The 20183-nt window shown below is 63.1% G+C and carries 16 protein-coding genes and 2 pseudogenes; 8 read left to right on the plus strand and 10 right to left on the minus strand.

Annotated features, from left to right (window positions below):
* Positions 1-148 precede the first annotated feature (148 nt).
* The 8 genes from CRT60_RS03715 to CRT60_RS36105 all read right to left on the minus strand — a co-directional run bounded on the left by CRT60_RS03715 (position 149) and on the right by CRT60_RS36105 (position 5916).
* Positions 149-514: a response regulator gene (locus tag CRT60_RS03715; protein WP_098735087.1), complete on the minus strand. Its 366-nt coding sequence runs from the start codon at positions 512-514 to the stop codon at positions 149-151.
* The gene (locus CRT60_RS03720; protein ID WP_098735088.1) at positions 511-3666 is read right to left on the minus strand and encodes a CheR family methyltransferase; all 3156 of its coding nucleotides are present in this window, start codon (positions 3664-3666) and stop codon (positions 511-513) included. The genes CRT60_RS03715 and CRT60_RS03720 overlap by 4 nt, the downstream gene beginning before the upstream one ends.
* 186 nt (positions 3667-3852) lie before the next feature.
* The gene (locus CRT60_RS35465) at positions 3853-4050 is read right to left on the minus strand and encodes a hypothetical protein (RefSeq protein WP_143273071.1); all 198 of its coding nucleotides are present in this window, start codon (positions 4048-4050) and stop codon (positions 3853-3855) included.
* Positions 4051-4138: 88 nt separating this feature from the next.
* Positions 4139-4423 carry a hypothetical protein gene (locus CRT60_RS03725; RefSeq protein ID WP_098735089.1) on the minus strand — a complete coding sequence of 95 codons (285 nt, stop codon included), beginning with the start codon at positions 4421-4423 and terminating at the stop codon, positions 4139-4141.
* A 49-nt stretch (positions 4424-4472) separates the two neighbouring features.
* Positions 4473-4628, minus strand: coding sequence for a hypothetical protein (locus CRT60_RS36100; protein WP_158279295.1), 156 nt, complete (start codon positions 4626-4628; stop codon positions 4473-4475).
* 343 nt (positions 4629-4971) lie between these two features.
* The gene (locus tag CRT60_RS03735) at positions 4972-5571 is read right to left on the minus strand and encodes an exopolysaccharide biosynthesis protein (protein ID WP_244592245.1); all 600 of its coding nucleotides are present in this window, start codon (positions 5569-5571) and stop codon (positions 4972-4974) included.
* A 43-nt stretch (positions 5572-5614) separates the two neighbouring features.
* On the minus strand, positions 5615-5770 hold the full coding sequence (locus CRT60_RS03740; RefSeq protein WP_244592246.1) for a hypothetical protein: 156 nt from the start codon (positions 5768-5770) through the stop codon (positions 5615-5617).
* Positions 5767-5916, minus strand: coding sequence for a hypothetical protein (locus tag CRT60_RS36105; RefSeq protein WP_161957971.1), 150 nt, complete (start codon positions 5914-5916; stop codon positions 5767-5769). The genes CRT60_RS03740 and CRT60_RS36105 overlap by 4 nt, the downstream gene beginning before the upstream one ends.
* A gap of 348 nt (positions 5917-6264) precedes the next feature.
* Between CRT60_RS36105 and CRT60_RS03745 the strand changes: the two genes are divergently transcribed.
* The 3 genes from CRT60_RS03745 to CRT60_RS03755 all read left to right on the plus strand — a co-directional run bounded on the left by CRT60_RS03745 (position 6265) and on the right by CRT60_RS03755 (position 8087).
* Entirely contained in the window at positions 6265-6825 is a 561-nt protein-coding gene (locus tag CRT60_RS03745) for a hypothetical protein (protein WP_098735092.1), read from the plus strand.
* A gap of 51 nt (positions 6826-6876) precedes the next feature.
* Complete coding sequence (locus CRT60_RS03750) at positions 6877-7278, plus strand: YsnF/AvaK domain-containing protein (protein WP_098735093.1); 402 nt, start codon at positions 6877-6879, stop codon at positions 7276-7278.
* A 68-nt stretch (positions 7279-7346) separates the two neighbouring features.
* Positions 7347-8087: a YsnF/AvaK domain-containing protein gene (locus CRT60_RS03755; protein WP_098735143.1), complete on the plus strand. Its 741-nt coding sequence runs from the start codon at positions 7347-7349 to the stop codon at positions 8085-8087.
* 117 nt (positions 8088-8204) lie between these two features.
* Here CRT60_RS03755 and CRT60_RS36110 read toward each other — a convergent pair whose 3' ends face one another.
* A complete protein-coding gene (locus CRT60_RS36110) occupies positions 8205-8651 on the minus strand; it encodes a hypothetical protein (protein ID WP_161957972.1) in 447 nt (148 codons plus the stop codon).
* 351 nt (positions 8652-9002) lie between these two features.
* Here CRT60_RS36110 and CRT60_RS03765 point away from each other — a divergent pair, with 351 nt between their 5' ends.
* The 3 genes and pseudogenes from CRT60_RS03765 (at position 9003) to CRT60_RS03775 (ending at position 16242) form a co-directional block, all read left to right on the plus strand.
* Complete coding sequence (locus CRT60_RS03765; RefSeq protein WP_098735095.1) at positions 9003-9650, plus strand: LuxR C-terminal-related transcriptional regulator; 648 nt, start codon at positions 9003-9005, stop codon at positions 9648-9650.
* 587 nt (positions 9651-10237) lie between these two features.
* Positions 10238-14875: a chemotaxis protein CheB gene (locus CRT60_RS03770; protein WP_098735096.1), complete on the plus strand. Its 4638-nt coding sequence runs from the start codon at positions 10238-10240 to the stop codon at positions 14873-14875.
* Positions 14876-15307: 432 nt separating this feature from the next.
* A pseudogene (locus CRT60_RS03775) lies at positions 15308-16242 on the plus strand (IS256 family transposase).
* A 65-nt stretch (positions 16243-16307) separates the two neighbouring features.
* Here the strand turns inward: CRT60_RS03775 and CRT60_RS37465 are convergent.
* Positions 16308-16621: pseudogene (locus CRT60_RS37465) on the minus strand (transposase); the annotation flags it as partial.
* An 864-nt stretch (positions 16622-17485) separates the two neighbouring features.
* Here CRT60_RS37465 and CRT60_RS03780 point away from each other — a divergent pair.
* A complete protein-coding gene (locus CRT60_RS03780) occupies positions 17486-18844 on the plus strand; it encodes a lysine N(6)-hydroxylase/L-ornithine N(5)-oxygenase family protein (protein ID WP_098735097.1) in 1359 nt (452 codons plus the stop codon).
* Between the two features lie 8 nt (positions 18845-18852).
* The gene (locus CRT60_RS03785; protein WP_161957974.1) at positions 18853-20151 is read left to right on the plus strand and encodes a lipase family protein; all 1299 of its coding nucleotides are present in this window, start codon (positions 18853-18855) and stop codon (positions 20149-20151) included.
* Positions 20152-20183 lie beyond the last annotated feature (32 nt).

Below are 20183 nucleotides of genomic sequence, written 5' to 3' on the forward strand. Positions count from 1 at the left end.
AGGCCCATTGCAGCAAAAGACGCCGACTCTCTGCCGGCCTCTTATGGGTCGGTTCTGTCCCTCATCATCGTTGGATCGACGGTGGACGCGGCCATCCGGCGCCGTGCCTTTTATAATTTTCCACTTTGATGGGCTCGTCGGTGCCCGCTCAGGCCATGGCAGTGCACAACATGCGAACGATGGCAGCGGGGGCGCAGAGCTTCCGGAGCAGCGGTCTGTGCCGGTGTCGTTGCGGAAGCAGCTCCGGCCCGTATCCCGAGTGGAAGACAAAAGGCTTCGCGCCGGCTTCGAGCGCGTCGGCGACGGCGGTCACCCGCTCATCGTCGAGCCGGACATCCAGGATGGCGGCATCGAAATCTTCCCGTTCGATCAGCGCCAAGGCATCCGCCACGCAGCTGGCCATGCCGACGATGGTCGCTCCCGCATCCTGCAGGATCTCCTCCAATGCCATGGCGATCAACAATTCGTCCTCGACGATCATGATCCGGCAGCCTTCCAGATGCTTTCCGGTCATCGGGTATTCTCAAGGGAGGCGGGGCTTTCGTCGTCGCTCCTCGTCTGGGCGACCGGTACGGTGAACGTCGCCTGGAGGCCAGCCGGAGCGTAATCCACCATGACATCGCCACGCAGTTCGTAGCGGATTTGCTGGGTGATCAGTTTGGAGCCGAAGCCGTGATGGGTGGGAGGCGACACCGGGGGACCGTCCGTCTCGCGCCAATGGACAAGCAGCACCGCATCGGCATCCCTTTGCCCGAATTCCCAGGTCACGGCGACGCGCCCGTCCGCCACGGACAATGCGCCGTATTTCAGCGCGTTGGTCACCAACTCGTGGATCACCATGCCGAGCGCCAACGCGGCCTTGGGCCGGAGTTGAACGGCAGGTCCGTCAACGGCGAAGCGTCCTTCGCTGGTGGCATAAGGCTTCACTTCATTGAGCACGACGTCGCTGAGGGGGATATTCCCCCAACCGTCACGGGTCAGCAGATCGTAGGTGCTGGCGATCGCCTGCAGGCGGCCGAGAAACGCCGTGCATTCCGGTGCCTCGGCAATCGCCTTCAGCGTCTGCTGGGCCAAGGCGGTGACGACGGCCAGCATGTTCTTGACGCGGTGGTCAAGTTCACCGATGAGCTGGCGCTGCTGCTCCTCGGCCTCCTTGAGCGACGTCACGTCCACGAAGGTCAACAACAAGCCTTCCAGATCGTTGCGGGCTTTCCGGTAAGGCAGGATGCGCATCATGTAGTGCCTGGTCCCGTCCCTGGACCGAACCGCCTTTTCCACGGTCGCCGGGTCGGTAAGCGCATGTCTCAGATCCCGATCCAGATCGACCTGATCGAGATGGCTGACGATATCGGTCAGCGGACGGCCGCGGTCGCTCGCGATCAGATTGAAAATCCGGGTGACCGCCGGCGTGAAACTCCGGATCAGCAGGGATCGGTCCAGGAAAATGATCCCGATCTGGGTGCTGTTGAACAGATTCTGGAGATCGTTGTTGGACTGATCGAGTTCCTCGACCTTGCCGTTGAGTTCGATGTTGACGGCGTGAAGCTCTTCATTGACCGACTGCGTTTCCTCCTTGGCCGTTTCCAGCTCTTCATTGGTCGATTGCAGTTCCTCGTTGACCGAGATGAGTTCCTCGTTGGCGGACTTCAGTTCCTCCAATGAGGTTTCATACTCTTCGATCGTGCTCTGGAGACGCTCCTTGGTATCGCGCAGTTCACGTTCCAGCTGCTCCACCGCAACGGGATCCTGGCCCCAGTGACGCTCCTTGCCGTAGATCTCCTCCGCGGGACTTGGGCCTCCGACATCGGAAAACAGGACCAGGGAAAAGGGTTCCCCTTCGCGGTCGAACGGCTCGATCGTCAGATCGAGCACTTGGACACGATCGTCCACCTCCACCGCCAGGTGTTTGCGGGTTACCGGCTTGTGGGTCTGCATCGCCTCGTGCAGGGCGCCGCGAAGATCGAGCCGCAGTCCCTTGCGGGCCATCGCCAGAAGCTGGCGGTTCGGAGCGCCGGGAGGCGCCTGAAGATACTTGCCGGTGTTGGCGGAATAATAGACCACCTCGCCGTTCTGGTTGACGACGACATGGGCCGGAGCGAAACGCTCCAGCACGCGCGCCTCCACATGCCCACGCAGATTGGCGGCATTGGACTGGATCGAACGGGGGTTCTCGGCCGATCCGCGGGTGGTGCGGCCGCCATGCTCCGCCATGGCGAAGGGAATGGTGACGGAAACCGCATCCTGTCGGCGGAACAGGCGATGCTTTTTGTCCATGGGCACGAACAGCGTCTGATGCTGCCCGATCGTCTCGGCCACGCCGAGGAAAAGATAGCCGCCGGGGCGCAATGCATAGTGGAACATCGGGATGACCTGATCCTGAAGTCCCATCCCCAGGTAAATGAGCAGATTGCGGCACGAAATCAGGTCGATGCGTGAAAAGGGCGGGTCACGGACGACGCTGTGCGCCGAGAAGATGCACAGGTCGCGCACCTCCTTGCGAACGAGATAGCTGGTGCCGTCCTCAGTGAAATGGCGTTTAAGCCGGTCTGCCGGCACATCCCGCACCAGATTGGCGGGATAGCGCCCGGTGCGTGCCACCTCCAGGGCATGCTCGTCGATGTCGGTGGCGAAGACCTGGATCTTCGGCACGCTGTGGAGGGTTTCCGCATGTTCGGACAGCAGCATGGCGATGGAGTACACCTCCTCGCCGGTGGCGCATCCCGGAACCCAGACGCGCACCGCATCGCCGGCGCTTTTCCCGGTGAACAGATGCGGGATGACGAGGTCCTCCAGCGCCTGGAAGGTCTCGCCGTCGCGGAAGAAGGTGGTGACGCCGATCAGCAGATCGCGAAACAGTGCCGCGGCTTCCGTGCGGTCCTGACGCAGGTGTTCGACATAGCTGTCGATGTCCGTCAGCCGCAGGGCCTGCATCCTGCGTTGGACACGGCGGAGGAAAGTGTTGTGCTTGTAGCCCTGGAAATCGTGCCCGATCTGATTGCGCAGAATGGTGGTGATGCTCCTGCGTGCCGCTTCCAGCCGCGCATCCTCTTGAACATCCTTCTCACCCGTCAGATCGCCCAGCGACGTGGCGGTTCGCGCGTAGTCCACCAGCGTCGCCGCAATCGTTTCCACCGGCGCGACAAGGTCGACGACGCCGGTGGCGATGGCGCTGTTCGGCATGCCGTCATGGCGGGGAATTCCGTCATGCCCCTGGGCGATGGTGAAGCCGCCCCGTTCCTTGATCGCCTTGACGCCCAGGGTGCCGTCGCTGCCGCCACCCGACAGGATGATGCCGACCGCTCTTTCACCGCAGTCGCTGGCGAGCGAGCTGAGGAAGAGGTCGATCGGGTTGCGCTCGCGGCGGGAGGCGCTGTCCGGCCGGACATGCAGCCGGCCGCTGTCGATGGTCAGCAGGGTTCCGGGCTGCAGGGTGTAGATGCGGTTCGCCTCGACCAAATCCCCGTCGCAGGCCTGATGCGCCGGCGTGGGCGTGCATCGGCCGATGATGTCGGCCAGCAGGCTTTCGTGTTCCGGTGACAGATGCGTCACGACCACGAAGGCCATGCCGCTGTCGGCGGGAACGGCACCGAACAGCCCCTCCAAGGCCTCCACCCCGCCAGCGGATGCGCCGATCCCGACGATTGGGAAGGATGCCTTGTCGCTCATGCTGCTGCCCTTCCACAGATCCTGACGATCCGGATCGATGTCGTTTGAGGATGCCGGGGATGGCGCTCTTGTCGGCCATGAGCTTTTCTACATTTCAACTGGAGCACCCCCGCGGGACGATGGCCGGCCGTCCCTGGTGGCGTTCTTCCTCACAGTCGATGCCAAATTCCGACGCAGACGGTCAACTCACTCTTTAGCACCCTGCTTTGGTTGCGCACCACCGTCATCGTCCCAGTTGCGTAGCGGAGTGCCGCGCTCCCGCTGGCGTAGACGCTCATCGCCGATCTTCAGGGGCACCGAAGGCACGGACGCGGTCTGAATGAACATTTTCCCGTTCAGGAAATGGACTGACGACGAACGATGTTTCAGTTGCACGGTTTGCATGACGACATCTCCTCTGCGGTAAACTTCGGTGCGGAGCGGCTTTTTGCGATGGGCGGAACATTGCTTTGCCCGGGCCTCGCAACGGGGTTCATCCGGGCAGGGGATTTCCGTTGTCCGCCGGCTCCAGGAGCCGGCCCAGTTCATCGGGGTCGATGAGCACCGTCTGCTCCATGGCCATTCCGCGATTGGACTGCGGAAGACGGATCCAGGTCGCGCTGCGCCGATACACAGGGAAGGAGAGCGAGTCGATCAACTCCTCGTCGGTCTCCACGATGTAGCTTCCCGCCGGTTGCACCCCGTCGACGCCGCTCAAGGCAAAAGGATGGGCGAACGTTACGGTCCTGCTGGTGGTGCGGGTGAATGCGTTGGTCATCGGAGGGTGCTCCCATTCATGTCCGGCGGATTTCCTTGAAAGCAGCTGTCTATCCGCCCGAACTGGAGAACAGCAACCCGGCAAGAAAGCCGACTGAGACGCCAAGTGTCAGATAAGCCATGTTCTTCCATTTCGGCGCGGACAAAGCCCAGGCGGCACGCTCTGAAACCATCCACTCCGACAACGTCCCGTGCGTGAGCGACATGGCGATCTCCTTCCGGATATTTGGTTCGAAATATGGCGTCGGCAAATTTTATTACAATGGGGAAGAGCAAATAATTACATTGATGCTTATTTGAGTCGTGCTGCCGACTGACTCCGCTGGACAGGACCCTCTACCTGAATGATTCTTGAGCATCCCTTATGGCTGCCTTCTCTCCATTTGGCGCGATTGAGCAACGGCTTGCATGCCAAAGCCCGCGGCAAGAACCTGCCATACGCCGCTTTGCCGGATGGGACGCCCGTCCAACAGCATTGTCGATCATGTCCGGACGGATGGTCTTCCCCCCGCAGAGCCATACGCGGCCCTGACCGATGTGAGCCACGGCTCAAAAAAACATGGACCGGACCGCCTCGACCGACTGCCAGACGGTGATCGCCGTGGCGATGAGAACGGCGGCGGCCATCGCCAACGACACTGCCAGCAACACCCCGTCCTCTTCCAGATAGGCCAAGGCGATCAGCATGATCGTCACCGCCGGGACGACATTGCTCAGCGGAATGGGAACGAAGAAGACGCCTGCCAGCACGAGGACGACCAATCCGACCACGCGCGTCGTCGTCTCGAACGGCAACTTCCAGCGTGGGCGTATGACCGTCTCCATGCGCCTCAGCACCGGCACGGTACGATCGACCATACGGACCAGGCGCTGTGTCGAGAAACGCCGCGACATGATCGTCCTGGGAAAGGCCGGAGTCTCCCGCGCGAGGATCATCTGGAGGGCGGGAATGGTCAGCAGCAGCCCGACGACCGGCGATGTTCCCGGAGTCAGCCCGATCAGTGCCAGCAACAGAAGAACGACGCCGAAGGAGCGCTTGTGCAGCCTGTCCAGCAGCCAGCCGAATGTAACGCCCTCGGCCGGAGCTTCGGCGAGCAGGCCACGCAAAACCTCGGATGTCGGGACATGTGGGGGCAAGACCGAGGTCATGACCGCATCGCTCCGGCCGTTTCGGTGGGGCGACAGCGATGTGTCATGCCGGGATCGACACCGTAACGGTCGTGCCGGCGCCGGACCCGACGGCCAGACCGCCTTTGACCTGCTCGGCCAGCAACTCCATCAAGGTGAGGCCGAGCGACCCCGTGCGTCGTTCGTCGGCCATGCCGATGCCATCGTCACCGATGCTCATGCGCAGAACTTCGTACGAGAGGTGGGATCGGCGATCAGCATGGGCATCAGGGTCGTTTCCGCGGCCACCACAAAGCGGCCACCGCGCGCTGCCTCAATCCTGACCATTCTCTCTGCGTCCTGTTGGTCGCGGGGATTATCGGTCATGCAGCGCTCCTTCGTCCGATCCATTGTTCGAAAAGGATATAGCCGCTAAATGCAGTCTTCCCAGGCGAAGAAGTGGCAGAGCCCGTTCGCCAGATTGGCCCCGAATGGCAAAACATAACGATTGATCCATAGCAAAAAATCTCCTGGCATTCTTGCGTATGTAAAATATAGCTTCGCGATACCAAAAGAACATATCCTTTATATTTAGCAATTTATAGTTCTTAATTTCAGATTCTATTTTAGAAGGCATTGATATTTTGCGGTGCGGTATAATATAGGATTAAGTCATCGAGGTAGAGCACAGCGCTCCCTTTCAGCTCTCGCACCCCAAACAGTCATGGAGACGTCATGGACGACGGCACTCATCCCACATCCACAATTCGCCCGACCAATCGCCCCACCATTCGCAGTGCCAGCGACGAAGCCGCGGCGGGCAACGACGCGCCGAAGGAGGCCGGCATCCGCAGCGCCAGCGAGGAGCACACAGCGAAACCTGCCCGTGAGCTTGGTCAGCAGCCGAGGCCCTGGCCGCCGAAGCTGCCCGGCGCTTCAGGCAACCAGGGCTTTCCGGAAACCGTCCGGACCGCCGGACAAAGATTTGACCGTGCTGTCAAAGACGGGCTCGACGAGAGTGGCGGTCGGGCCACGGCACTCGGCGGCGCCCTGATGGCAGGCTACGGAACGGCCATGTCAGAAGCGGTCTCCTTCATGGGCCAAGCCGCGGAACGCCAGAACGAGCTGTTGGGCAGCATGCTCCAGGCCCGCGGCCCGCAGGACATCATGACGGCGGGACAACGCTACCTGCTCGGCGGATGGCTGGCCTTCTTCGAGGTCAATGTCCGCGTCGCCCAGGCCGCGTCCCGGATGTCGCAAGACACCGCGTACAGCCCGCCCCGGCCTGGCGCCTGACGCCGCCGGCACTCTCCAAAACCGCATGACAGTATCTCGGGAGGATCTCCGTTGACCGGTTCGGAAAAGGAGACGCAGACGCTTCTCACCGTCGAAGAGCAGGTGGGCGTCCGCAAACGCCGACAGGTCACCGGGACCGTCCGCGCCAGCACCTTCAGCCATGAGCGGGAACAGTCGGTAGAAGCCGACCTGTCGATGGAAACACTGGAGGTCGAGCGGGTTCCCATCGGACGGTTCGTCGACGGCCCGATCCCCGACCGTCAGGACGGCGACACCACCGTCATCTCGGTGATCGAGGAGGTGGCGACGGTGGAGGTTCGCCTGAAGCTGGTGGAGGAGGTCCGGATCACCCGCCGCACCACGGTCGGCAGGATGTCCGACACCGTCACGCTGCGCCGTCAGGAAGTGGTGATCGACCGGGATCCGGCGTTGGAAGAGGACTCCGAGGTCTGACCCGCCCGGAACTACACAAACAAATACACAAACTACCCGAAACACCCGAAATTCCATTGGAGACCATCATGAGCACGATCGTCATCGGACTTTACAAGGAAAGCGGTTCGGCCAGGAATGCGTTCCAGGCGTTGGTCGCGGCAGGTTGCCAGGAGGTCGACATCGAGACCTTCGACGGTGCCGACAGCGCCGACGAGGCAGCCCAGGGACTGCTGGGACATGGATTTGAAAAGGACTTGGCCGATCAATACGGCATGGCCGTCCGGCACGGCCACATCCTGGTCGCTGCCGACATCGCCGACCGGGACGCCGATGCGGCGGAGGCGATCCTCGACGAGAATGGAGCCATCGACCTGCCTGACACCCTGCCTGCCGTTGCGGCAGCGCAGAAGCCGGCCCAGAAGGCGGGCAATGGCGCCACCGTCGAGCAGGAAACCCTCCAGTCGGTGAAGGAGGAGGTCGAGATCGGCAAGCGCCGGGTCGCCAAAGGCGGATTGAAAGCCGTGTCGGAGATCACGGAAACCCCAATTCGGGAGACCGTAACGCTGCGCGACGAGGCGGTGGGCGTGGAACATCGCAAGGTTGACCGTCCTCTCCGCCCCGACGAGGAGAAGGCTGCGTTCGGCGAGAAGACCGTCGAGCTGACGGCGACCTCCGAAACGCCGGAAATTACCAAGGAAGCCCGCGTGGTCGGGGAGGTCGTGCTGTCCAAGACCGCTTCCGAACAGGAAAAGACCGTGGGAACCGTCGCCCGCCGCAGCGACGTCAAGGTGGAGCCCGTCGGCAACAAGCCCGGCAACAAGCGCTGATCTGAAACGTGCACACCATGACGGGGCGGCCGTTCGGCCGCCTCCCGCCGCAGCGGACATAACCTGCGGCGGAGCTGTTGAAGGTCTTTCGAAAAAACTCACAGCTTCAATTGTCGTTTATCGGTAGATTTCTCTCAATAGAAACACAAAACCGATCTTAAGATCTTGAATGTCCACTGACGCATTTCGGGGATATCCCATTGTGGAAATCTTTGGGAACCCCACTTTAACTATTCCAAAGTCACCCCAGGCCTGCTCATTTTTGCCGAGGATCGCGAATCCGAGGTGTTTTCTGGCGTGACTCGATCCGGATGGCATGGCTGCCGCCATTGCCGACAAACCGGCCCACATCGGAGACGCTTTATGAATTCCCGGACAAGGCTGGCCTTCTTCATTCTTAAAACTCACGCCGGATGGATCGTCCGGGCGGACGGCTTCGTTTATCCGCCCTGCGCCGACCAGATCGATGCGCTCACCAAAGCCATTCGGGAAGCGCAAGCGGCGGAACGGTTGGGCTTCGCCAGCGTCGTGCTGGCGCAATCGGCGGCAGGGGAACCCTGCCATGTCCGCTGGTCCTGTGCCGGCAATGACGGAGCGGCACAGGCGGTTATGGAGCCTCCATATCCGGTAATTCCGGCGATGGCTGACACCCTGACGCCGGGGTCCGTATCGGAGGGACGTCCATGACGCCCCTTCTCCATTCCATCGGGGACAGCTCTGCACGCCATGATCCCGGACTCCGTGCCCGCTGGCCGGGCGTGACCGGACGGGCCAGGACTTTCCTCGTTTGTTCAAGCACGAATTTCAAAATTCTCTCTTATCAAGAACTGAAATCTTCTCCGAAGAGCGGGTCGCTATTCCAATATTTTGAGCGCAAGACTGCCAGATCATCCTAGAAACTTGGAGTATCTGGTAATGTCTTTTGTTTCCGTATCCTTGATAGATGCGAACAATCTGTTTCGCCAGGGCTTGAAAGCCATGTTCGCGGAGCAGGGCTTTCACATCGCCAAAGAGACATCGTCTCTCAAGGCGGCGCTTCAGATTGTCCAGGAGGGCGACGCTTCGCAGGTCATTCTGATCGACCCCGTCGGCATCGGCGACTTCGCGGATCTTGTCCGGTCGTTGAAGGAGGCCTGTCCGGACACGCATGTGGTGGTGCTTACCGGCACGCTGGACGCGGAAATCATGACGAAGGCCATCCAGGCCGGTGCGGACGGGTTCTTGATGAAGGACATGTCCATGGAGGCGCTGGCGCAGTCGTTGCGGCTTGTCATGATCGGTGAAACGGTCTTCCCCAGCGCCTTGGCCGCACTGCTGATCGGCGGTCGCCTGAACGGTGCCGCCGATCTGGCGGTACCGCACAAAGGTGTTTCCAAGCGTGAGGCTCAGGTTCTGCGCTGCCTGCAGAATGGCAGCTCCAACAAGACGATCGCCAACCACCTCCGGATCACCGAGGCGACCGTCAAGATTCACCTCAAGAGCTTGCTGCGCAAGATCGAAGTCTCGAACCGCACGCAGGCCGCCCTCTGGGGCCTCAACAACGGCTTTGCGGATGCAGAGTGACCTGATTTTCTCCGACGGCATGTTGGGATTGCCGCCCTGCCGGCCATGGACGGACGCGTGAAGCCGGCGACGTGACACGCACCGCACGGGACTTGACGTCCTCCGGCCCATTGCGAAGCGGTTGGCCGCAACCGGACAGATCAGCCGGCTATCCCGCAAGTCCAGGCACAGGTTCTGCCAACCTGTTGTTATAGAAGATGTGGATGAGCCACATCTTCGCTGCATCGCGTCGATGCGCAATCAATATTTTCCCGTTCCGAGTAGCGCTTTTTGGCAGAATAACACATCTATTTTTGTGTAACCTCACATATATCAAAAATAACTAAGTTATGAAAATTATTGATTGACAGGCCATAATTTGCGTATTAACTTTTGGATTATTGTGCGATTTGCCCGAAACTACCGCGAAGTTGTGGGTGTGATTATTTTAACTTTTTGTCTATTTGAGATCATGCGGTAAATTTATAAGTACTCTAATTGTTTAGTGTCTGTACGCCAGCCCCATGCTCTCCTGCCATGAACCCCGCCGCGGCGAGGCTTGGTTAAAAGTTTCGCTGGCTGGGATCATCTATTGGCAGGAGGCGATCATGATGTCGGCGGATGAAGGCACGGATCGTCATTGTCAGGACATTCCCGGTATGGATCAGGATGAACAGACGCGCATACGGCCCGGCCCTTTGGCGATCGTCGGTATCGGTGCCTCGGCTGGCGGTCTCAAAGCCATAACGGCCCTGCTTAGAGGGGTACCGGCTGACAGCGGCTTGGCCTTTGTGGTGATTCAGCACCGGATCCCGAACAATGAACGATTGCTTGCCGATCTGTTGAAAAATGTGACGGTGCTGCCGGTCCTTACGGCCCATGACGGGATTCCGCTGGAGGCCGATCACATCTACATCGCTCCGGCGGGTCGGTTGCCGACCATGGAGGCCGGCCAACTGCGCATCCGCGAATCGCGGCAGTCTGTCGACGCGACCCTGCCCATCGACATCTTCTTCCGCACACTGGCGACCGACCAGCAGGAGAAGGCGATCTGCGTCGTGCTGTCCGGTACCGGCGCCGACGGCACCAATGGACTGCGTTCGATCAAGGAATGCGGTGGACTGGTGGTCGTGCAGGATCCGACGACCGCCGACTTCGACGGCATGCCGGGCAGCGCCATCGCCACCGGCATGGCCGACTATATCCTGCCGCCGGAGCGCATGCCCGGTGCCATCGTCGATTTCGTCCACCAACCCTACATCGGCCCGGCAACGGTTCAGAAAGCCGATGCGCCGGACGGCGCACTGGACGGCATCCTCGATCTGCTGAGTGCGCACACCAAGCGCGATCACAAGGCTTACAAGCCGCGGTCGCTGATCCGCCGCATCGAACGGCGCATGGGGATTCACCATATCGCCGATATGACGGAATACCGGGCCTTTCTGGGCACCCACCCGGCCGAAATCGAACTGCTGTCCCGCGACATCCTGATCAGCGTGACACGCTTTTTCCGCGATGGTCCGGCGTTCGACATCCTGGCCGGAGACTACCTCGTCCCACTGGTGCGGAACCAGCCGGCGGGCAAGCCGATCCGCGTCTGGGTCCCGGCCTGCGCCACCGGTGAAGAGGCTTACTCCATCGCAATCCTGTTGATGGAGGCCTGCGCACGGAGCGGCTTATCCCCCGGCTTCCGGGTCTTCGCAACCGACGTGGACAATCGGGCGCTGACCGTCGCCCGCACCGGTCTGTATCCCGAAACCATCACGGTCGACGTGTCGGTCGAACGGCTGGGCCGCTTCTTCACCAAGGTCGAAGGTGGATACAAGGTCGTCAAGCCATTGCGCGATGTGGTTTCCTTCGCCCAGCACGATCTGCTCAGCGATCCGCCTTTTTCCAAGCTCGACCTGATCAGTTGCCGCAACATGCTGATCTATATCGAGCCGGACGTGCAGAAGGCCATCTTCGCCCTGTTCCACTTCGCCTTGTTGGATAATGGCGGCCTGTTCCTCGGTACGGCGGAGAACCTCGACACGCTCTCCGACCTGTTCGCACCTCTTTCAAAAAAATGGCGCCTTTACCGCAAGATCGGTGCGACGCGCAGCAGCGCGATGGCGGTCCCGCCGACAGGCGGGCGGTCCGTGGTCCCGGTGCCGACACCGCCCACGCCCTTGCGCGGCACCAGCCCAGCGGACATCATCCGACAGGCCCTGCTGCTTGAATACGCGCCACCGGCAGTTCTGATCGACGGGCTTCATCGCATCCAATATCTCTTCGGTCCGACCGGCGATTTCCTCGACCTGCCGACGGGAGAACCGCCCTGGGATCTGACGGCGATGACACGCGGGGAATTGCGCCTGCAGCTCCGCCGCGCCGTCACGCAGGCGCTCGCCTTGCATGGCCGGGTTCAAATCTCAGGAATTCGGCACAAGCGTCACGGCGTCGTGGTGCCGGTGACCGTTCTGGTTATCCCGGTGCGTTTCCCGCGGGCCGGCAGTGACTTGCTTCTGGTGACATTCACGGCGGACCGTGCTGTACCAACAAGCACGCCGGTCGCCGAGACCGCGCCGCTGCCGATGGAGATCGACGGCGTCGAACAGCTCGAAAACGAACTGCGCATGACCCGCGAGGAGTTGAACGACACCATCGAAGAACTCAGCGCCACCAGCGAGGCGCTGCGGATCGCCAACGAGGAGGTCCTGTCGATCGGCGAGGAGTACCAGTCGACCACCGAGGAGTTGGAGACATCCAAGGAAGAGCTGCAATCCCTCAACGAGGAACTCAGCACGCTGAACTCCCAGCTGCATGAAAAGGTCGACGAGTTGGAGGCGACCACCAACGATCTGAGCAATCTGCTGAGCAGCACCGACATCGCCACGGTCTTCCTGTCGTCGGAGCTGCGGATCAAGCGTTTCACGCCGTCGGCGACCCGGCTGTTCGCTCTGCTGCCGCAGGACGCCGGACGCCTGGTCACAGACATCTCCCGACATTTCTCCGATCCTTGCCTGCTGCCCGACATCCGGTCGGTGCTGTCATCCCTGATGCCGTCGGAACGCGAAGTGTCGACGGACGACGATGCGACCTTCCTTCGCCGCATCCAGCCCTATCGGACGCAGCATGGCCGGGGGGAGGGGGTCGTGATCACCTTCAGCGACGTGACGCCGCTGAAGCGCACCAGCCTGGCCATGGCTCTGCAGGCCCGCCAGTACAAGCTGATCGCCGATCTCGGACACAAGGACCTCGTCGGAGCGGAAGGGCCGGAGACACTGGCGGAAGCGGCCCGTCTGATTGCCGAAGGGCTGGGAGCGGACGGCGTCGCCATCCTCGGTCCCGGCGAGGATCCGTCGGGCCGGCGCACCGGGGACGCTGACGATCTGATCCTGATCGGCAGTGCCGGCCTCTCCGTTCCACAGGAGCCTGCCGTCAGGATTCCCAGCGACATGTCGACACTGGTCGGACGGGTGTTCCGGTCCCGGCAGCCGTCGATCGTCGAGGATTTCGCCACCGATCAACGTGTCCGCTCCTCCATGGCGCTATCGGGCAGCCACTTCGTCAGCGGTCTGGCGGTTCCCTTCGGCGGCGAGGCACGCGGACCATCCATTCTCGCGGTTCTGAGCCGCAAGGCCGGACGGTTCAGCAATGCCGACCTGGAATTCGTCCAGGCCATCGCCAGCGTGCTGGGGCTGGTCATCGAACGGGCAGGGGTGCTGCGCACGGCGCGGGCCGAGCGCGATTTCGCCCAGGCCATCGTCGACACTGTCCGCGAACCGCTGCTGGTGCTGGACGAGACACTGCGGGTGGTCGGCGCGAGTGCGGCCTTCCACCGATCCTTCGCCACCACGCCGGACGGCGTGCTCGGCGTCCAACTGGCCGAGACGGCCGGCGGCCTGCTGGGCGATCCCGCCCTGCACCGGGCGCTGGAACGGATCGTACCCGACGGCACGGTCATCGATGCGCTGGAACTGACCATCGGTCAGGGTGTCGGCGAGCAGGGTGCCGAGGGACGCCGCACCCTGCTGCTGAACGCCCGCCGGCTCAATCAGGCGGGCCAACTGATCCTGTTGGCGATGGAAGACGTAACGGAGCAGGTGCGCGTGCGCGAAGCCCTTGCCGCCGCCAAGGCTGCCGCCGAACTGGCAAGCGCCAGCAAAACCCGATTTCTCGCCGCTGCCAGCCACGACCTGCGTCAGCCGGTGCAGGCCCTGCTGATGTTCCATCATCTGGTGGCGATGCAGCCGCAGGGAGAGGCGGCGGCCAAGCTGCTGGTCAGCATGGGCAACGCGCTGGGCGCCATGACCGCCATGCTCGACGACATCCTGGATGTGTCGCGTCTCGACGCCGGCATCATCCAGGTGACGCTCCGGTCATGTCCGGTCCAGACGATGATCGATTCGCTGTGCGCCGAGCTATCGCCCTTGGCCGAGGCGGCCGAACTGACATTGCACAGCGTTCGGACCAGCCTGTCGGTGCAGAGCGACCCCAAGCTGCTGGAGCGTATCCTGCGGAACTTCATCGCCAACGCGGTCAAATACACCGACCAGGGCCGCATCCTGGTGGGTTGCCGCCGTGCCGGGCCGAACCTGCGCATTCAGGTCTGGGACACCGGGCGCGGCATTCCGTCGAACCAGTTGACGTCGATCTTCGAGGAGTTCCATCAGGTCGACAATCCGGAGCGTGACCGGCGGCAGGGGTTGGGGCTGGGGCTCTCCATCGTGGAGCGCCTCGCCGCGCTGCTCCATCACCCGATCCGGGTCCAATCGGCACCAGGGCAGGGATCTATGTTCGAGATCCTGGTTCCGTTGGCCGGTCCGGACGATTCCCTTCCGAAGAACGAGGAGATGGTCGTATCCGACGGCGGCAACGGCGAGCGGGTGGTGGTGATCGACGACGACACGGCCGTTCTCGACGGGGTCGCCGCCTTCCTCCACGAATTGGGCTATGATGTGGTGGCGGCATCCGATGGCGACACGGCGGTGGAGCGGTTGGGGAGCCGGGTGCCGGACTTGGTCATCGCCGATTTCCGGCTCAAGGGCACGGAAACCGGATCGGAGGCAATCCGACGGCTGGAGCGGCATTTTGCCGCCCGGCTGCCCGGAATTCTTCTGACCGGCGACACCTCGCCCGCGCGCATCCGGGAGGCGAGCGCCAGCGGCTTCCTGTTGCTGCACAAGCCGCTGAGCCCGGAGCCGCTGCTGACTGCCATACGACACGCCCTGACGGACCAGTCCTTGGAGCCGGGAACCGCCTGATCCTCTACCCGGTTCCTCTGCCAAGGCTGGTCAAGCAAATCAGGGTCCTACCTCATCCGTCCGGATTTGGAACCCTGTCAACTGAACATCTCGATAAACCACCTCTGCACGCGCGTTGAGGGCAGCGAAAGACCCGCACTCGTGGAAAAGAAGCGTTCTTTGAAGACTGAACTCCCGATTTTAGTCCAAAAAATGGCGAAAATATGCGGCGTTATTGGTGATATAAGTGCGTAGTTCGCTTCTCAAGCCAGATCAGACGGAAATGGGAAATGGTCGTGTCCCACGGGGTGGTGTAGGAGCTGTGGGGAACCGGCCCGCCGCAGTGCCCTTCCATTGCTAGCGTAGGCGGGCCGGTTATCCACAGAAGGGCGGTCATCGCGGCTTCGGTAGAGTCTGGTCACCACAACAAAACCTTGACCGAGGGTGACCACGATGACCGATGAGATGATGGCGCTTCGCACGATGCTTGAGAAGGGTGCGGATGCCGATGTTCTGCGCGAGATGATCGACTTCGCCGCCGAGCGGCTGATGGAACTGGAAGTTCAGGGTTTGACCGGCGCCGGTCATGGTGAACGGTCGGCCGAACGGCTGGTCCAGCGCAACGGCTATCGGGATCGCGACTGGGAGACCCGGGCCGGCTGTGGCTGACTGCCACGTATGTGAAGGTGCGCCAGAACGGGCGCATCGTCTCGGTGGCCGTCACCATCGCCGTGGAGGTCAACACCGACGGCCGTCGCGAAGTGTTGGGGATGGACATCGGCCCGTCCGAGGCCGAGACCTTCTGGATCGAGTTCCTGCGCAAGCTCAAGCGCCGGGGGTTGAACGGCGTTAAGCTGGTGATCTCCGACGCCCATGGCGGCATCAAGGCGGCGGTCACCCGGGTCTTCCAGGCGACGTGGCAAAGGTGCCGGGTGCATTTTTCCAGGCCCGCGCTTGCCCATGCCGGCAAGAGCGGGCGCCGTGTCGTGGCGGCCTTCATCGCCACCGCCTTCGCGCAGGATGATGCGGCATCCGCACGCACGCAGTGGCGGCAAGTTGCTGATCAGGTCCGAGTCAAGCTGCCGAAGCTGGCCGCCCTGATGGATGAGGCGGAAGAAGACGTCCTGGCCTACATGACCTTTCCCAAAGAGCATCGGTCCAAGTTCCAATCGACCAACCCGATTGAACGCCTCAACGGCGAGATCAAGCGACGCACCGAGGTTGTCGGTATATTTCCCAACGAGGAAGCGATTACACGTCTCATCGGCGCCATCCTCTTGGAGCAGAATGACGAGTGGGCCGTTCAGCGGGCGCGCTATATGACGCTGGAAACCTCCGCTCCGCTCGGCGATGATCCCCTCGTCAACCTACGCGCTGTGGCCACCTGACAATCCCGGCGAGACCAGCCAGAGACCATGAGCGCCTTTCCGCTCCTACACCACGGCCGGGGACACGATCTCGGAAAATTGTACGCGAGGTTGGCGATCCCGAACTCCACCGTCGCGCGAGCGAGGCCGATGGTGCGGCCCCGGTGTCGGCCGCCCCTTCGGCTTTTTGGAAATGCACCATGCTGCGGCGTCCCGCCGCCGCGATGGCCGCTTTGTTGGCCTCTGAACGGTAGGCGCTGTCCGCCCACACCCGGCTGTCGATGGCGTCCGGGTTGAGCAGGCCCGGCAACTGCGCGCCATCGTGCCGTGCCGCGTCGGTGACCAGGAAGCGCCGGATCAGGCGGAACCGGCGGTCGATGTTGATGTGCGACTTGTAGCCTACGAGCCGGCGCAGGACGTCCCTGGACACGCTGCTGGCCGATATCCCCGCGCTGGTGCGCAAACAAGGGACGAGCACCCTCGATGACTGGCTGGCTGCCGCCCGCCGGAACGTCGCTGGAAGGCTTCGCGTCCGGGCTTCGGAAGGACCTGGCGGCCGTACGGGCGCAGCATAATCGGCTGAGCTGACCTGAATATCGGGGGCAGCTCAGCGGTCGTCTTCAAAATTTATAGGCAATGCATCGCTCGACCGACGGCATTAAACATCTACCGGCGGCAGAGTCAATTCTCAGTGGGCGCGTGCCCCCGCAACCACCATTACCGAACGCACCTGTTCGCGAAGGCCGGCCGCCCCCGCAGCGCCGGCCTTCGCTGCGTTTGGGCTCAGCCCGAGGCTGAGCAGCGCCTCCAGATCGCGCCCTCCAACCCGATCTCGACGCCGGTCCCGGCAGCGCGGAAGCGAATCGTCACCCGTTCGATCAGCGGGCACAGCCGGTCGTTCGAAGAATGACGTTTACGTCAGTCTTCTCGTTCGCCGCTTCCAATGTCGCAATCCGGCCTGTCCGTGCCGAATCTTTGCCAGGCGTTTCCCGGAGCTGCTGCCCCCCGCGGTGGACGCCGTCACCATGCCGATTTGTCCACCAAAGCGGCTCGGATGCGAAAGGGCCTAAATTTCCGCGGGGTGCGTTCGTCATCTTTCAAGAATCCGGAAGGAGGCGGCGGTCGGCTGAGGTCGGTCGGCATCCGGCTGGAGCCCCGCCACGCCATCGACCGGCACGACCGGCACAGGCAGGAGCAGGACCGGCCCATGCGTCCGGCAGCCGTGGCGGCGTTTTTGGGATTCTCAACAGCGGACGACAATTCCATGACTCAGTTCAGCCTCTCCGAAAAGCCCCTGGACCTTGCCGGGATCGGGTTCGGGCCTTCCAACATCGGGCTGGCGATCGCCCTCGAAGAACAGGCGGAGCGTTCCGGACGGGCGCTGGACACGGCCTATTTCGACCGGCAGGTCTCCTACAGCTGGCATGGCGGCACGCTGGTCCAGCAGAGCGACCTGCAGATCTCCTTCCTCAAGGATCTGGTGACCCTGCGCAATCCGCAGAGCCCCTACAGCTTCGTGAACTATCTGCACCGCAAGGAGCGGCTGATCGATTTCATCAACATCGGCACCTTCTATCCCTGCCGGATGGAGTTCAACGACTATCTCTGCTGGGTGGCGTCCCACTTCTCCGATGCCTGCCGCTACGGCACGGAGGTGGTGCGCGTCGAACCGGTCGCCGACAGGTCCGGCGTCATCAGCATGCTGGATGTCGTCACCCGCGGCCCCGACGGTATCGAACGCGTGCGCCGGACCCGCTCGCTGGTGGTCGGCACCGGCGGAACGCCGCGCATTCCGGCGCTGTTCGCCGGGCTGAAGGACGATCCCCGTGTGTTCCATCATGCCGACTATGTGCGGCGGATCGCCACCCAGCCCTGCGCCGCCGGAACGCCGATGCGGATCGCCCTGGTCGGTGGCGGGCAGAGTGCCGCCGAGGCCTTCATCGACCTCAACGACAGCTTCCCGTCGGTGCGGGCCGACATGATCCTGCGCTCTGCGGTCCTGCGTCCGGCCGACGACACGCCCTTCGTCAACGAGATCTTCGCGCCGGCCTACACCGATGTGATGTTCAACCTGCCGGAGGACGAACGGGCGCAACTGATCCGCGACTACCACAACACCAACTATTCGGTGGTCGATGCCGAGTTGATCGACCGCATCTACGGCATCCTCTACCGCCAGAAGGTGTCCGGCGTGCAGCGCCATGGCTTCCTGTGCCGGCGGCAGATCGAAGCGGTCGCGTCCGACGGAGCCGGCATCGCGCTCACCCTGCGCGACCTGTCCAACGGTGTCCTGGAGGAAATCCGCTATGACGCGGTGGTCCTGGCGACCGGGTACGAGCGCAACTCCCACCGTCGGCTGCTGGAGCCGCTGGGCGACCTGACGGGCGATCTGCGGGTCGATCGCGATTATCGCGTCAGTACCGACCCCAAGCTGACGGCACCGGTCTTCATCCAGGGCTTCTGCGAGGAGACCCATGGGCTGAGCGACACGTTGCTGTCGGTCCTGCCGGTCCGGGCGGCGGAGATCGCCGCCGCCCTCTACCGCGATCTGGCGCCGGCCGACGGCCGGTCCCGGCGTCAGTCGGGGCCGACCGGACTGGTTGCCGGCGCGTTGAACCGCTGATGGGCGGGATGATGCGGGGCCGACGCGCCGGGCTGTGGCTGCTGTGCATCCTGTCCGCCGTCTGCGCGGCCGGGTCGGCAGCCGCTGCGGCGGACGATGCCGCGGCGAAGGCCTCCGGTCTGGCTGCCCATGCCTTCGCACGGGGCTCGGTGCTTGAGGTGGCGACGCTGGCGACCTACCGGCGGGATGCGATCGAGGCCGGGCTCGGATCGCGCGCCGGCTTCATCGGCCGGCCGCGCTGCGACGTCACCCTGTCGCGGGTGACCTATGCCACCATCGGGGTGCATGGCGAACCGGCGACCGCCTCGGCCATGCTGCTGTTGCCCGGCGGTCCGGATTGCGGAGAGCCGCATGAATTGCTGGGCTGGGCACAGGGCACCCAGACGCGGCGGGATGCCAGTCAGGCCGACGATACGCTGGCGGCGGGGGACAGCCCGCTGCTGACCTTCTACGCCGCCCGCGGCGTCGCGGTCGCCGCCACCGACTATCTCGGGCTCGGCCGCTCGGACTATCCGTTCCATCCCTATCTGCATGCGGAGAGCGAGGCATCCGCCATCGTCGATGCGTTGCGCGCCGCGCGCAGAGTGGCGGGGGAGGCGCGGATCCCGCTGTCCGGGAAGGTGCTGCTGGCCGGCTATTCCCAGGGAGGGCATGCGTCGATGGCGGCCCAGCGCACCATCGAGCGTGACCATGCCGGCGAGTTCCACCTTGCCGGAACGGCACCGATGTCCGGTCCCTATGCGCTGGAGCAAACCTTCATCGACGGCTGGTCGGCGACCGGGCCGGCGGGGCCCAACGGTCTGGCGACGGCGCTGTTCGCCTATGCCGTGGTGGCGATGCAGCGCGTCTACGGCAACATCTATGCGTCGCCCGCCGACGTGTTCCGGTCGCCCTTCGACGCCACGGTCGAGGAATTCATGCCGGGCCGCCTCGACATCTTCGATGTGCTCCGGCAGGGAATGCTGCCGCCGGGACCGGAGATCGCGCGGCTTCGCCAGGACGGCTTCACACGCTCCTTCGACGATCCGCAGGCTCCGTTCCGCCGCGCCCTCGCCGGCAACGACCTGCTGGACTGGACACCGCGCGCGCCGATGGTCCTGTGCGGAGCCGGGCGGGATGCCGTGGTGCCCTTCGCCAACACCCTTGCCGCCAAGCGGCTCTTCACCGGCCGCGGGGCGGCTGTCGAGGTTCTGGACATGGATGACCGCATCCCGGCCGAGGTGGATGGGGTGTCGGTCCACACCAGCGCCGCCGTCTATCTGTGCTTCGGGGCGACCCGCGACCGGCTGCTCGCCCTCGCCCGGTGACGGGACGGCGGCAGCGGGCGCCAAGAACTGGA

The organism is Azospirillum palustre (assembly GCF_002573965.1).
Lineage (GTDB): Bacteria > Pseudomonadota > Alphaproteobacteria > Azospirillales > Azospirillaceae > Azospirillum > Azospirillum palustre.

Coding starts and splice junctions, on each gene's coding strand:
- CRT60_RS03715 (WP_098735087.1), bottom strand. CDS start 514: ATGACCGGAAAGCATCTGGAAGGCTGCCGGATCATGATCGTCGAGGAC.
- CRT60_RS03720 (WP_098735088.1), bottom strand. CDS start 3,666: ATGAGCGACAAGGCATCCTTCCCAATCGTCGGGATCGGCGCATCCGCT.
- CRT60_RS35465 (WP_143273071.1), bottom strand. CDS start 4,050: ATGCAAACCGTGCAACTGAAACATCGTTCGTCGTCAGTCCATTTCCTG.
- CRT60_RS03725 (WP_098735089.1), bottom strand. CDS start 4,423: ATGACCAACGCATTCACCCGCACCACCAGCAGGACCGTAACGTTCGCC.
- CRT60_RS36100 (WP_158279295.1), bottom strand. CDS start 4,628: ATGTCGCTCACGCACGGGACGTTGTCGGAGTGGATGGTTTCAGAGCGT.
- CRT60_RS03735 (WP_244592245.1), bottom strand. CDS start 5,571: ATGACCTCGGTCTTGCCCCCACATGTCCCGACATCCGAGGTTTTGCGT.
- CRT60_RS03740 (WP_244592246.1), bottom strand. CDS start 5,770: ATGAGCATCGGTGACGATGGCATCGGCATGGCCGACGAACGACGCACG.
- CRT60_RS36105 (WP_161957971.1), bottom strand. CDS start 5,916: ATGACCGATAATCCCCGCGACCAACAGGACGCAGAGAGAATGGTCAGG.
- CRT60_RS03745 (WP_098735092.1), top strand. CDS start 6,265: ATGGACGACGGCACTCATCCCACATCCACAATTCGCCCGACCAATCGC.
- CRT60_RS03755 (WP_098735143.1), top strand. CDS start 7,347: ATGAGCACGATCGTCATCGGACTTTACAAGGAAAGCGGTTCGGCCAGG.
- CRT60_RS36110 (WP_161957972.1), bottom strand. CDS start 8,651: ATGGCAGGGTTCCCCTGCCGCCGATTGCGCCAGCACGACGCTGGCGAA.
- CRT60_RS03765 (WP_098735095.1), top strand. CDS start 9,003: ATGTCTTTTGTTTCCGTATCCTTGATAGATGCGAACAATCTGTTTCGC.
- CRT60_RS03770 (WP_098735096.1), top strand. CDS start 10,238: ATGATGTCGGCGGATGAAGGCACGGATCGTCATTGTCAGGACATTCCC.
- CRT60_RS03780 (WP_098735097.1), top strand. CDS start 17,486: ATGACTCAGTTCAGCCTCTCCGAAAAGCCCCTGGACCTTGCCGGGATC.
- CRT60_RS03785 (WP_161957974.1), top strand. CDS start 18,853: ATGATGCGGGGCCGACGCGCCGGGCTGTGGCTGCTGTGCATCCTGTCC.